This is a genomic window from Rosistilla carotiformis, from assembly GCF_007753095.1.
GTDB classification, from domain to species: domain Bacteria; phylum Planctomycetota; class Planctomycetia; order Pirellulales; family Pirellulaceae; genus Rosistilla; species Rosistilla carotiformis.
Window position 1 is genome coordinate 2480504 of the sequence record NZ_CP036348.1, and the last position, 12400, is coordinate 2492903.

Here is a 12400-nt window from a genome sequence, read left to right on the forward strand (position 1 = left end):
ACGCAGAAAAGCTTTCACCATTTTAAGCCATTCGCCGTCCAGTAAAAAGCTTGCGACTAATCGGATTGGGTAATCTAGCGATTTCAGCTGCAAAACGGACTGATTTTCTCCAAATAATCCTCAAGACCGGAAAGCCTTGCGAAGACCATCACCGCAGCCAGAGGGGGTTAGGCAATGCAGCGAAGGAGCTGATCGTTCAGTGGTTCGGTGGCGGTTGCCGCGAATCGCGGGTTCCAGGGATCAAAGCGGTCGCCCGAGAGGGCACGGATCTGCCCCCCCGCCTCGGTTACGATCAACGCTCCCGCAGCGACATCCCACGGTTTGACGCAGGTCGCCCAGTATCCATCGAGTCGACCGGCCGCGACATAACATAGGTTCAACGCCGCCGATCCCAGTCGCCGAACGGACTGCGCTCCGTCCAAGGCAGCGGCAAAACGGCCTAATTCAGCCGAATCGTGCTGCGTGCCTGCTGAAAAACTGCACGCCAGCAGCGCTTGGTCCAAGCGATCGGTCTGGCTGCATTGAATCGGGCAATCGTTCAGAAACGCCCCTGCGCCGCGCTGGGCCCAGAAAATCTCTCTCGTTACCGGATCGTGGACGATCCCGATCTGCAGTTCACCGGCGTGGTACATCGCGATCGAAACCGCAAAGCTCTGCAATTGATGGACGTAATTGACGGTCCCATCCAACGGATCGACAATCCAGATCGGCGGGTGTTTCGGATCGGCCAACATCTCGGCGGAGACCTGGTCATGCCCCTCCTCCTCGCCGACAAATCCGTGGTCGGGAAAATTAGAGAGCAGGATCTTTTGGATCGCTTGCTGCGCCGCGACATCCGCTTCGGTGACCAGATCGCGCGGTGCCTTTTCGCGGACCGAAAACCGTCCTTGATAGGAAAGCAGCACCTCGGCGCCGGCAGCCGCTGCCAGACGTGCCACTTTCAAATAGTTGTCGTTCATACCCACGTTGCTCCATGCCGTCGGTTCGATAATTGGAAGCGATCCCCACCGGTAAGCTTCCCTGTTTGATAAGGGATATCCCGTAAGAGGACCACCCGCCAAGCCCCCCAATTTGCGCCAGATTCAGAAATCGGTTGCTCGGGTTGGTAGGCCGGCAGCAGCCTATGGGCCGGCTCCCTCGTCGAACAGCTCTTCGACGACGACGCGATTCCCGTAGACCTGTTTTACGATCACCGGTCGCTGGGCATCGATCATTGGCCCATCGCTGACCACAGCGATCCATTCCTCGCCGAACCGCGCTTTTCCCGAGGGGACCAACGGTGTCGTCGTTATTCCTCGCTGGCCCTGCAAATGATCCCAATGCACGATCGCTTCGTTTTCGGCCCGAATCTGCTTCTCCTCTTCGTCTTCGACCATCATTAGATGGCGGAAGAAGGGTAGCTGAGGCAGCATCCAACGAAGCGCCAGGCCGCCCCCCAACATCCCGCCGATCGCCGCTAACACGCCGATCAAGTTGCCGGTCAATTGGTTGTATTGATACGCATTGTTTGGCACCACAAAGGTTTGGCTGACAAGGATCAGGCTGGCCACCAGCATTACCAAACCGCCGACGCCAAACACACCAAAGCCGGGAAACAGCAACACCTCTGCCGCCAGACAGACCACGCCTCCGACAAACAAAAAGATCTCCAACCATTCCGCGGTTCCGCCAGCGGCTTGGATCCAAAAGAACAGCATCAGGCTGACCAGTGCGAGGAACCCGGGGAATCCGATCCCCGGTGCGCCCATCTCGACCGACAACATGAAGAATCCCACAAACAACAGCACGCGAGGCAACCAAACCTGACGGCCTAGGTTCTCAACAAAATTCACGATCCGCCGTTCGTCCAATCGTTGGGGAATTTCATCGAGTCCAACGGTCTGGCAAACGTTGGATAGATCGGATTCGATTCCCGAGATCAACCCCAGCTGCAGCGCCTGTTCGGCCGCGATTCCATCGGCCAGGGAAACCTCTCCCTGCCGCGTCCAGCGTGGTGCGTCGTCGCGGGCGGCATGTTCCGCTGTGGAAAAATAGGCAACACGACCGCTGCGGGCGTCCCGGTATTCGAAGACGTTCAAATCTCGATCCAACAGTCCTCGCAAGAGCGCGGGACTGCGGCCTGTCGAACGTGCGATCTGGTCGATCGCCTCGCCAAGATCATCCAACGCCGCGGCGTCAATCGAAGCGGCTCCCGGCCCTCCGAGGAAGGCATCTGGAGACATGTAGACCTGCTGGGCCGCCAACACGACCAAGGCGGCATCGCCGATCGCTTGCGTGTCGACAAACGCGGCCGTTCGAATTCCCTGCCTTGGAAAACTGGCAATCGTCGCGCCCAACTGCAGCGATTCGTTCAAATCCCCTCCGGGACTGTTGAGATGCAGCAGTACGTAATTCAAGTCGTGCCGCGCAATCGCGTCAGCGAGGTTGTTGTGGACCCGACGCATGCGGCGTCGGTTGATCGGTCCGTTGATCTCCGCCAGCACGGCATGTGATTTTTCTGTGGACAGCGATTGCGGTTCGATCAATTGCGACAATCCGAGCGCGGTGGCCAGTTCATCCAGATCGCGGACTTCGTGCGTTGCCCAACGATAGGTCCTCATCTGCGAACCGACAAAGTTTGCCAGTTCACCCTGGGGCGCAAGTTGTTCCTCTTTCCAGACCTTTCCTTGATCGCGGAGCGCTGTCAGTTCCGCTCCCGAAAGGAATAGATCGCCACCATCGACCTGGCTGATCCGCGCCAGCTCCAAATCGGCATTCAGCATGGCTCGAACCGCGCCGATCGGAATCGTTCGCCGTCGTTCCGCAATCGATTCATAGGCCAATTGAACGACTGGATCGACAGCGGCTTGATCGATTCCGGCCGCGCCCAATCGGGCTCCCGGCGCCACGACGATCTGATCGCATGCGAGCACAGGCAATACCGCATGCCCTTGAACATCGCCAGCCACATAGGCCACGGTCTTTACATCGGTTGCCGATTCGCTGGTCAAGAAACGGGCCAGCTGCAATCCACGCTCGAATGCGGTGTCGGCTCCGCTAGCCGGATCCCCTGGATTGCCAAACTGCAAGACAATGGTTTGGCGTCCGGTTTGCGGTGTGGCCGCCAGGCGAAGCGTATTGATCGCCGATTCCACCTGTCGCTGGGCGGCGTCGTCGATCGGCAACCCGACGTTGACCACCACGCCGGGCTGCGCATCCTGGCTGAATACGTTTGCGACGAGGAAAAACGCAACAAGCAACAACGAAATCGCAACTCGCCGCAGACGCAAAAATGCGTCACACCAAGCTTTCGTCGGCACCGCAACCCATCGAATGATTCGTTGCGCGGACTGCTGGAACATCATGGATAATCCTCCTTTTCCAGCTTTGATTATAGGCGACCCGATCGTCATTATCGTGTCATTCATCCGCTTCGCGCGACAGCAATCGAGCGCGAATACGGTTTCCATGTTCTTGAGGATCTCGTTGTGTCTTGTAGTATTCGATCGCTTCTTTATCACGATCGAGATGCTCCAGCGCGCGTGCCACATTGTAACGAGCCGATGACGCCCAAGGGGACTGGATGTCGCGGCCCAAGACGCGTTTCTGCTGCCAGGTCGCTGCGTTTTCGTAGCGCGAGTCTTCGAACTGGATCAAAGCCAACCAAAACGTTGCCGCCTGTTTGGCTTGGCGATATTGAGCCTGGATGATTCGCAACTGCTGGTCGTACGCTTCCTGAGGCTGGCCGGGTTGGCGGCGAGCGTTCAGTTGCACTTGCAGGTTCACGTCGTAGGGTAGGTTTTCGATGTCGGTATCCGGGATCCGCAGGTTCATGTACTGAATCCGCGCTCCGTCCTGTTCGCCGCCATCAAAGGCACCGGTCAGATGATTCCAGCGCGCCTTGGCAAGCGGGAAATTGGGTGCCAACATTCCCCAACGCATCTGTTGGTCGATGAGGACCTTCAGATCGTCGGCCATCGCGCGCTGCATGGCAAACTGATAACGCCGTGCCAACGCATCGATCGACCATGCTTCCACATCATCGATCGAATCGAGCGCCTTCAACGATTCAAAGGTCTCTGGATCGTAACTCAACCGCATCCGCGCGTCGCCGGTCAGCCCCCGCTGCAAGGCCTGCATCCGCCAACAAAACGCCTCGCTGGGAACGTCGACGAAAGCGACGACCTTCTTCAACCAAGACGGATCGACCGGATAGTCAAAAAGTCCCGCAATTTTCATCCGCCGCAAAACCGACGGATCGGATTTAGCATCCGCCAAGGTCGCGATTCCTTGTTGTCCCGGTCCGGGGACATACGTTCCAAGCATCGCGTCGAAAAGAAAGATCTGCTGTTCACTGCGGACGCCGACCAACCACGGCACGACATTCTCGCGATCGGGTTGCTTGATCGCCAACATGCAGCAATCGATTCCCGCTTGTTGGCACAACGCCATGAAGACACGCGATCGCTGCAAGCCATCGCCGGTGCCCCGCCACAAACATTCTTCCAGCGTTTGCCGATAGCCGGGGCCATCGACAATTAACCCGGCGGGCAATTCATTGGGCCCGACGCGGGGCGGGTTGGCGGGAAATTGCATCGGCTGCAATTGAATGTTGCGAAGCGTCCAATCGAACAGTCGAGAGGCCTTCTCAAGCGTTTGCACTTGTTTGGCGTCGAGTCCCGAGTCTGCGTCGGCGAACCAAGCCGCCAGCAGCGGGTCGTGTAGTGGTCGGTCGCCCGCCCAATTGGCAATTCGGCTGAGCAGATAACAGCGGCGAAAATAAGCGATGTCGCCTGGCAGGAAGGTGTCCGAATCGGGACGCACCGCGTCGAATTCGTCGGGAAACAACTGCTTCCGCTGCGCAGCCAACGGGGAGAGCTGGCGATCGACCTTCGGCGGCGAAGCTTCCAACCAAGCGTTCAGATGGTAATTGATCTGGCGCGTCGCCGCTTGCGGATCGAGTTCGACCATCCGGCTGATATAGCCAGCCGCCTCGTTCAAGTGGTCGACGGTGGCCGCTTCGTTCGCCAGCTGCTGCTTTTGTTTGCGCCGCGCTTGGCGGACGATCTCCGCTTCGTTGTTGCAGCCGACAAGAGCCGCATTGGCAGCGATCAAAAGGTAGACCAAGCCAATGCGGTAACGAGAGTTTGTGATCCAGATCATCATTCGATTTTATAGGGCCTCAAGACCCCGGCGGATTGCAAGCATCCGGCCCACCAATCCCGAAAACTGATCCAGCGGAACCATGTTCGGACCATCGCTCGGTGATTTATCGGGGTCGGGGTGGGTTTCAAAGAATAACGCGTCGGTTCCTATTGCTACGGCAGCCCGAGCTAAAGGTTCAACCATCGCGCGATTCCCACCCGTTGCGCCACCTAAACCACCCGGCTGTTGGACGCTGTGCGTTGCGTCAAAAACGACAGGGACGCCCAACGCATGCATCTCCGGAATCGAACGCATGTCGTTGACAAGGCGTCCGTAACCGAAAAACGTTCCCCGCTCGCACAGCAGGATGTTTTCGGATCCGCTCTCCCGCAGCTTTTCGACGACGTATCGCATGTCGCCGGGAGCCATAAATTGCCCCTTCTTCACGTTGATCGCCTTGCCCGTTTCGGCTGCCGCGACCAACAGATCGGTCTGACGTGCGAGAAACGCGGGGATTTGTAGCAGATCGCAAACCCGCCCGGCCGCCTCGGCTTGTTCCGGCACATGGATATCGGTGGTCACTGGCAGGCCAGTCGCCTCGCCAACGGCTTGCAAAATCTCGAGGCCCGCTTCGAGCCCCGGCCCGCGGTAGCTGCTCAAGCTGGTCCGGTTCGCCTTATCAAACGAAGCTTTAAAGACGATCGAGGCACCGTGCTCTTGGCTGATATCGCGCAACCGCAAACCGATCTCGATCGCGGCGTCGCGCGTCTCCAGAACGCACGGGCCGGCAATCAACAGCAATGGATTGCCGGGGCCACACGTGTAATTGCCGATTTTTGCCGGGGTTATGCCATCCTGATGCATCGTTTCTCAGTCCCTTTTCGATTGGATCGCCCCCGCTTGGCGGGCGCCGGATTCCTGCTTGCCGCAGCCGTCTAAGCGACGTTGGAATCGAAGACGCGAACCTGTTTCCAGTTCTCTTTTTGTTCGGCGATGAATTCGTTGTGCGGGTCGGACACTTGGTAGGCATCGTGCGCTGCGCGGTCGGCAAACACGATCGCCAAACAAACATCGAACTCCTGGTCGTTGACCGGGCGTTGCATCTCCGGTTCGCGACGCCCCATCGAATAGCTGACGATGCCATCGTGGGGCTTGAGATACTTTAATCCCGCGGCGATCAACGATTCGCATTGCACATCGGACTTATCGTTCAGCGTAAAAAAAACACAATGTGCAAACTTCATCGGTGCGGATTCCTAATTAAAAATCGAGGTCGTCGTGCTGTTCGTTCTTGAAGCGATTCGACTCGCTGCGGCGGTTCATGCCGGCGCGGTCCATCAACGAACGTCGCAGAACGTCGGACAATTGGTCTTCGTCCGGCGGTGGTGGGCCAAACGCCCCCAGGTCCTGCGGGTTGTATTCGATGGTGTATTCGTGCTTGGCAAACGAGATCACCGATCCGGGATCGAGTCGTTTGCGCAAGATCCGGCTGCCGTTGACCTTGGTGCCGTTGCGGCTGTCCATATCGCGAGCGAACCAGTATCCATTCTCGAGCGTCAGCCGACAATGCTGCCCCGAAATATTTGCGAACTTCAAACAGATGTCGCACGAATCGCGGCGTCCGACCGTCAATCGCTCCTTTAACAACGGCACCGGATCGCCGCCGCTGGAGGGTTCGAGCATCCCGTAACGTTTAACTTTGCCAATATCGTCCATCGGTTCCCTTGCCTGCCCACGCCGTTGGCGCTATCTATGCGCTGAGTAATAGTGGACCTTACACTCAGGTTGCTGAAAAATGGTAGCCTTTTTCAAAGTCCCTTAGCGCTCCATTTATTGTCACTTCACCTAACTATAATAGCTCTCAAACATGCAATCCTCAATTCCGCCGGGGCACGATCACTTCGATTGGCGGCTCGATGGTGCGTTCTATTTCCCTTATAGCGCCTATTTGCGGAATCGCTTCGGCGGTCGCGTTCAACGGGTCAGCATCAACGCCGGTTTCACTTGCCCCAACGCCGACGGAACGCTTGCCAAAGGGGGCTGCAATTTCTGCAACAACCCTTCGTTCAGTCCCAGCCGGCGGACGCGGCGGTACGAGATTCGTGAACAGATCGATCGCGGGATCGAAGCCCTAAAGCGGCGATACACCAACATCAAGGGTTTCATCGCCTACTTCCAGCCCGCTACGAACACCTACGCCGACGTCGACCATCTGCGCGCGTTGTACGAGGAATCGCTGTCGCATCCGGAAGTGGTCGGCCTGGCGATCGGCACCCGTCCCGACTGCGTTGGCGAGGATGTGTTGGATCTGATCAGCGAATTGGCTCAGCAGCGGTACGTCTCGGTCGAATACGGCATGCAGACGATCCATGCGGAGAGTCTCGATTGGATGAACCGCGCCCACTACCACGACTCGATGATCGATGCGGTCGAGCGAAGCCGCGGCCGCGGGTTCGAGATCAGCGGTCATGTGATCCTGGGTATCCCACGCGAATCGCACGCCGACATGATGGAGACCGCCGTCGAAGTCGCCCGGCTGAACCTCGACGCCGTCAAAATCCATAACCTCTACGCCGTCAAAAATACGCGTCTGGGGGATGAAGTCGCTGCGGGGGAGGTGGAATTGATGCCCCGGGACGAATACGTCCAAACAGTCGTCGATTTCATCGAACGCCTGCCCGAAACGATGATCATCGAACGGGTCAGCGGCGAAGCCCCGCCGGCCTACCTGATCGCTCCGGAATGGTGCTTGCAGAAGTCGAGTCTGCGACATGCGATCGAGCAGGAATTCAAGCAGCGTGGCACGCGGCAAGGCAGTCGCTACGTGGCGTCGCCCTAGTAAATTCCATCCGTCACGGCGTCATTGAACGTGGGACGCAACAACCTTGCGATTGCGTCTCGGAAGTAAGAAGCCGGCGCGGCGCAGGAGAGGTGAGCGTCGACGTGCCGCGCACCAATGCCCCATCCCGCGGCTAGCTTGCGTTGATGGGGGCGTCGATACGATCTTCCGGTGCTCGGGTGCTGCGCGCTGCAAAGTTTGCGTGCTGCTGGCGATCCGCCTCCCTGTCTGGTGTTCGCCGATCGGTCAATCGCGACGGTTCCGGCAAGCACTGGACGCGTTGGTAGACTGAATAATAAAGAAGCACGCTGCACGCAAACGCTCGCCCTGCTGGCGGAATTGCAGTAGAGCCGTCTGCGGGGGGAGGGCTACTTCCCGACAAAAGCAACGATCGATGTTGGGCTGGCCGAACGACGACGCGTTGAAGCTCAAAACACAAAATCGATAGCCCCCGCCCCTTCAGGAGAAACAGGATGTCCAGCCTTCGAGCACAAACCGAGGCAAAGTTTGCGAACACACGGAAGAACAATCCAGCGTTCGCAAAGCAAGTCGATGAGATTCTGTCGTCTGCCGAAGCATTCCAATCGGGTTCCCTGGCGATCGAAACCGGACAGCCGGCTCCCGACTTTGAGCTTCCCAATCCGCAAGGGGAAACGGTCTCGTTGTCCGGCTTGCTGTCGAAGGGCCCGGTCGTCGTGACGTTCTATCGCGGAAGCTGGTGTCCGTATTGCAATCTGCAATTGCGAGCGATGCAGCAGCGGTTGGCGGACATTCATTCGGTCGGAGCCGAACTGGTTGCGATCAGTCCGCAATTGCCCGATCAATCGATGACGCATGCCGAACAAGTGGCGTTGGAGTTCCCTGTTCTTTCCGACCAGGACGCTCGCGTCGCAGCTCAGTACGGTGTCGCTTGGCAGGTCCCCGATCTGATCCTGGATCACATGCGGAACGATCGCAAGCTTGATCTGGCAGAGATTAACGGCGGCAACGGCAGCGTGTTGCCCATCCCGGCAACCTTTGTGCTGAACCGCGATGGAAAGGTGGCTTGGCGGTTCGTCGATGTTGACTATCGCAAACGTGCGGAACCCGATGACGTCCTGGCGGCGCTGCAGGAGCTCTCATGAATTTCAATGGGCAAGATGGGGCGGTCGAATCTAACAACCTAAAGACAGGTACCTCAAGGAAATTTACGATGCTCAAATCAAACCTTTCTCTACTCGTTGCGTTCGCAATTTTGGCCGCGGCGACTTCGACTACGATGGCGCAAACGCCATCCTCCGGCGCCGGGATCGACGACAGCAAAAGTCCCAAGGTCGGCAATGGGGCGACACCCGACTTCATCACGGTTTCGCAAAAGCAGCCAGTCTCCGAACAGCCTTCGTTCACTCAGGGCGAATCGCAAAGTGATGTCGTCACTCTGTTTGAATGGACAGGAGCCAACCCGCGAACGGCAAAAATCGCCAAGATCAAATCGACAGACGGTCGCCAGTGGACGGTTCCCGCAAGGACCCATTTTCAGTTCGCCCCCAAAGCGTTCGATCTCTACAACGAGGCCAACAAAGTGACGCCTGCAGGACTGGCCGATGTCGACGTGAATCAGATACCCGTGATCGACGCTGGAGGAGACGAAGTCTTCACCGCCTATGTTTTTGGGGACAACTATTTTGAGTTTTACGTCAATGGCAAACTGCTGGCGGTCGACCCCGTTCCGATGACGCCGTTCAACAGCAATGTGATTCGCTTCAAAGCCCAGCGGCCGGTTACGATTGGCGTGATGGGGGTCGATTGGGAGGAGCGACTCGGGCTCGGCTTTGAACAATTCCGCGGGGCTCCCTTCCATCAAGGGGATGCCGGTTTGGTCGCCGTCATCAAGAACGCAGCTGGCGAAACGGTTTCCATCACCGACGAGCCCTGGAAGGCTCAGACGTTTTATGTCGCACCGCTGAAGTCGCCCGACTGCCTCGTCGTCGACGGCAGCCACCGAGACAGTTCCAAATGCAGCACCGAAGATGTTGAGGATGGGACAACTTGGTTCGCCGCTCATTGGCCGATCCCGCAAAATTGGGCTGCCGCCGATTTCAAGGATCATCATTGGCCCAACGCCGTCACCTTCACCAACGACTTCGTCGGGGTCAACAACAAGCCGGCCTACACCAACTTCACCGACCTGTTCGACGCGCCCGATGCCGACGCAAAATTCATCTGGTCATCCAGTCTGGTGCATGACAATCTCGTCCTGATGCGAACCACGATAGGCAAATAGCCAACGGAAGCCGCGTCGGTCCCGGTCGGTCGTCTCGCCTTGTGGTGGCCGCTGCGACACAATTTGCTACACTCAGGCGATTCGGGAGCCCGTAACGTTTCTGGTCGCTCCCAATCGTTCCTTTCAATCGATTCACACGTATGAAGCTTCACGCGCTGACTCTCGGCATCGTCCTGTTTGTCCTTACATCGACCGCGACGGCAGCCGATCCCAAGCCGCCTCGGCTCTTCCTCGATAAGAGCGAGCGGGTGGTGATGTTCCAACTCAATCGGCTCTCCAACGAGCAATTGGTGATGGTCCCTCGCGCCACCGACGATCCCAAATACAAACCTGTCTTCGCCACGATCCTGACTCGCGGTGGCCTGTCTCGACAGGACCGCCAACAAGCCGCCGAAGGATTGGCGGTGCTCAACGGTACCAGCCCGGCGACCGAACTGCTCGCTGCGATCTCGGGGCTCGATGAAAGCGATTCCGAAGAGAAAGAAGTCGGCCGCCAGTTGGCCGCGATGCTGCTGGCTCAGTCGACCGCAGACCTGGCGGCTCAAAAGCAAGCCTTGATCGACGCGGTCGCTTCCGATTCGGCGATGCTTCGCGCCGTCGGATACGCCGGTCTGATCGCGGGAGATCAATCGGATCAGGCATGGGAACTGGCAACCGCCAGCTCGAACAGCAAGCTCGACTATTTAGATTCGATTTCGCTGCTACCCAAACCTAAGCTGCGATCGTCGCAGCGAGCGCATGTGATCGAACTGTTTGAGCAATCAAATGAGAAGCAAATGCGTCGCGCTGCGATCGGTGCGCTCCGCAGCATTCCGGCCGACCAAGCCGACACGTTTCGCCGCGTTGCAAAAACGATCGCCGAAAAGCCGCTGGTCGCCGAAGCGGTCTCGACGCTATTAAAGGTCCCCGCTGACGACCGCGATCCCTCGATCGCTCAACAAGTCGTCGCCAAGCTGATGCAGCTGGCCGAAGCAACCCCCGCCGCCGATCGGACCAAGCCCGCTTTTTTGAACGCGATGCAATTGGTCGATCAATTGATCGGCCTGATGCCGGTCGACCAGGCGCGCGACGTCCGCAAGCGACTCAGTGAAATCGCCGTCCGCGTCGTCCAGATCCACGCGGTGGAAGAGGAGATGCGATACGACGTTCCCTATTTCGTCGTTCAAGCGGGGAGCGAGGTGCAGGTCGTTTTGGTCAACGAAGACCTGATGCCGCACAACCTGGTGATCACCACGCCGGGCGACTTGAAAGAGGTTGCGGAGCTTGGTTCGGCCATGGATTCGACTCCCGGGCCGTCCGGAAAAATGCACGTTCCCGACAGCGACAAAGTGCTGCATTCGACATCGATGGTCGGAGCGCACCAGCGCGAGGCGCTGACCTTCACCGCGCCGGAGCAGCCGGGGGAATATCCTTATGTCTGCACTTTTCCTCGTCACTGGATGCGGATGTACGGCGTGATGGTCGTGGTCGAAGATCTCGATCTGTGGCTGAAGAATCCCGTCGAACCGAAGGATCCGATCGGCAACGATCGGGCGTTTATCAAGAGTTGGACGGTCGATGATTTTAAGCAGGATCTCGACCTCGCACTCCGCGGTCGGTCCCCAGAGATCGGCAAGCGAATCTTCACCGAAGCCAGCTGTGCACAGTGCCACAAGATGCAAGGCGAAGGGGGGGCGGTCGGTCCCGACCTGACCGACGTCGTCGCGCGTTGGAAGGGAGACCGGTTGGGCGTCTTGCAGGAGATCCTCGATCCTTCGCACAAGATCGACCCCAAATATGTCGTCCACGTCGTCCTGACCCTCGATGGCAAAGCGATCTCGGGAATCGTCGTCGAAGAGGACAAGAAGACGATCTCGCTGTTGGCCAATCCCGAATCGAAAGAGCCGACGGTGATCGATCGCGACGACATCGACATCATGAACAAATCATCGCAGTCGATGATGCCCAAGGCGCTGATGGATCGCTTCACTCAAGACGAGATCTACGAACTGATGTCCTACCTCGAATCGGCCGAAGCGGCGAAGCCATAGGCAACGATCGAAATGGAATGCCCCTCCGAAAAGCTTACGAAACGTTCGTTTTTGGGCCCTCCCATGGCTTCGCCGCGAGAGGGTGTAACCGAGCGGTAGCGAGGACGTTGCCGGTAGCTATTGCGTCGGGGGCAATGGGATGCG

Annotated in this window: 10 protein-coding genes; 4 read left to right on the plus strand and 6 right to left on the minus strand. The window is 58.1% G+C overall.

The genetic code is table 11. From position 1 onward, the window contains the following. Positions 1-167: 167 nt before the first annotated feature. The 6 genes from Poly24_RS09175 to Poly24_RS09195 all read right to left on the minus strand — a co-directional run bounded on the left by Poly24_RS09175 (position 168) and on the right by Poly24_RS09195 (position 6840). Positions 168-959: an inositol monophosphatase family protein gene (locus Poly24_RS09175; protein WP_145093672.1), complete on the minus strand. Its 792-nt coding sequence runs from the start codon at positions 957-959 to the stop codon at positions 168-170. A gap of 162 nt (positions 960-1121) precedes the next feature. Continuing rightward, the gene (locus tag Poly24_RS09180; protein ID WP_197452445.1) at positions 1122-3344 is read right to left on the minus strand and encodes an NfeD family protein; all 2223 of its coding nucleotides are present in this window, start codon (positions 3342-3344) and stop codon (positions 1122-1124) included. A gap of 55 nt (positions 3345-3399) precedes the next feature. After that, positions 3400-5145, minus strand: a complete 1746-nt coding sequence (locus Poly24_RS26975) for a tetratricopeptide repeat protein (RefSeq protein ID WP_197452446.1) — start codon at positions 5143-5145, stop codon at positions 3400-3402. A 6-nt stretch (positions 5146-5151) separates the two neighbouring features. Beyond that, complete coding sequence (gene kdsA, locus Poly24_RS09185) at positions 5152-5988, minus strand: 3-deoxy-8-phosphooctulonate synthase (RefSeq protein ID WP_145093678.1); 837 nt, start codon at positions 5986-5988, stop codon at positions 5152-5154. 71 nt (positions 5989-6059) lie between these two features. Continuing rightward, positions 6060-6368, minus strand: coding sequence for a Dabb family protein (locus Poly24_RS09190; RefSeq protein WP_145093681.1), 309 nt, complete (start codon positions 6366-6368; stop codon positions 6060-6062). A 16-nt stretch (positions 6369-6384) separates the two neighbouring features. Next, positions 6385-6840, minus strand: coding sequence for an FHA domain-containing protein (locus tag Poly24_RS09195; RefSeq protein WP_145093684.1), 456 nt, complete (start codon positions 6838-6840; stop codon positions 6385-6387). Positions 6841-6991: 151 nt separating this feature from the next. Between Poly24_RS09195 and Poly24_RS09200 the strand changes: the two genes are divergently transcribed. The 4 genes from Poly24_RS09200 to Poly24_RS09215 all read left to right on the plus strand — a co-directional run bounded on the left by Poly24_RS09200 (position 6992) and on the right by Poly24_RS09215 (position 12256). After that, a complete protein-coding gene (locus Poly24_RS09200; RefSeq protein ID WP_145093687.1) occupies positions 6992-7963 on the plus strand; it encodes a TIGR01212 family radical SAM protein in 972 nt (323 codons plus the stop codon). Positions 7964-8436: 473 nt separating this feature from the next. Then, positions 8437-9087 (plus strand): peroxiredoxin-like family protein, encoded by a 651-nt coding sequence (locus tag Poly24_RS09205; protein WP_145093690.1) that lies wholly within the window; start codon positions 8437-8439, stop codon positions 9085-9087. A 68-nt stretch (positions 9088-9155) separates the two neighbouring features. Further along, complete coding sequence (locus tag Poly24_RS09210) at positions 9156-10226, plus strand: hypothetical protein (protein ID WP_197452447.1); 1071 nt, start codon at positions 9156-9158, stop codon at positions 10224-10226. Positions 10227-10366: 140 nt separating this feature from the next. Next, positions 10367-12256: a c-type cytochrome gene (locus tag Poly24_RS09215; RefSeq protein ID WP_145093693.1), complete on the plus strand. Its 1890-nt coding sequence runs from the start codon at positions 10367-10369 to the stop codon at positions 12254-12256. The last annotated feature ends 144 nt before the right edge of the window (positions 12257-12400 follow it).

What these genes read in the sequence shown, in the direction of transcription:
- Poly24_RS09175 (WP_145093672.1), bottom strand. Translation starts at nt 959, where the DNA reads ATGAACGACAACTATTTGAAAGTGGCACGTCTGGCAGCGGCTGCCGGC.
- Poly24_RS09180 (WP_197452445.1), bottom strand. Translation starts at nt 3,344, where the DNA reads ATGATGTTCCAGCAGTCCGCGCAACGAATCATTCGATGGGTTGCGGTG.
- Poly24_RS26975 (WP_197452446.1), bottom strand. Translation starts at nt 5,145, where the DNA reads ATGATGATCTGGATCACAAACTCTCGTTACCGCATTGGCTTGGTCTAC.
- kdsA (WP_145093678.1), bottom strand. Translation starts at nt 5,988, where the DNA reads ATGCATCAGGATGGCATAACCCCGGCAAAAATCGGCAATTACACGTGT.
- Poly24_RS09190 (WP_145093681.1), bottom strand. Translation starts at nt 6,368, where the DNA reads ATGAAGTTTGCACATTGTGTTTTTTTTACGCTGAACGATAAGTCCGAT.
- Poly24_RS09195 (WP_145093684.1), bottom strand. Translation starts at nt 6,840, where the DNA reads ATGGACGATATTGGCAAAGTTAAACGTTACGGGATGCTCGAACCCTCC.
- Poly24_RS09200 (WP_145093687.1), top strand. Translation starts at nt 6,992, where the DNA reads ATGCAATCCTCAATTCCGCCGGGGCACGATCACTTCGATTGGCGGCTC.
- Poly24_RS09205 (WP_145093690.1), top strand. Translation starts at nt 8,437, where the DNA reads ATGTCCAGCCTTCGAGCACAAACCGAGGCAAAGTTTGCGAACACACGG.
- Poly24_RS09210 (WP_197452447.1), top strand. Translation starts at nt 9,156, where the DNA reads ATGCTCAAATCAAACCTTTCTCTACTCGTTGCGTTCGCAATTTTGGCC.
- Poly24_RS09215 (WP_145093693.1), top strand. Translation starts at nt 10,367, where the DNA reads ATGAAGCTTCACGCGCTGACTCTCGGCATCGTCCTGTTTGTCCTTACA.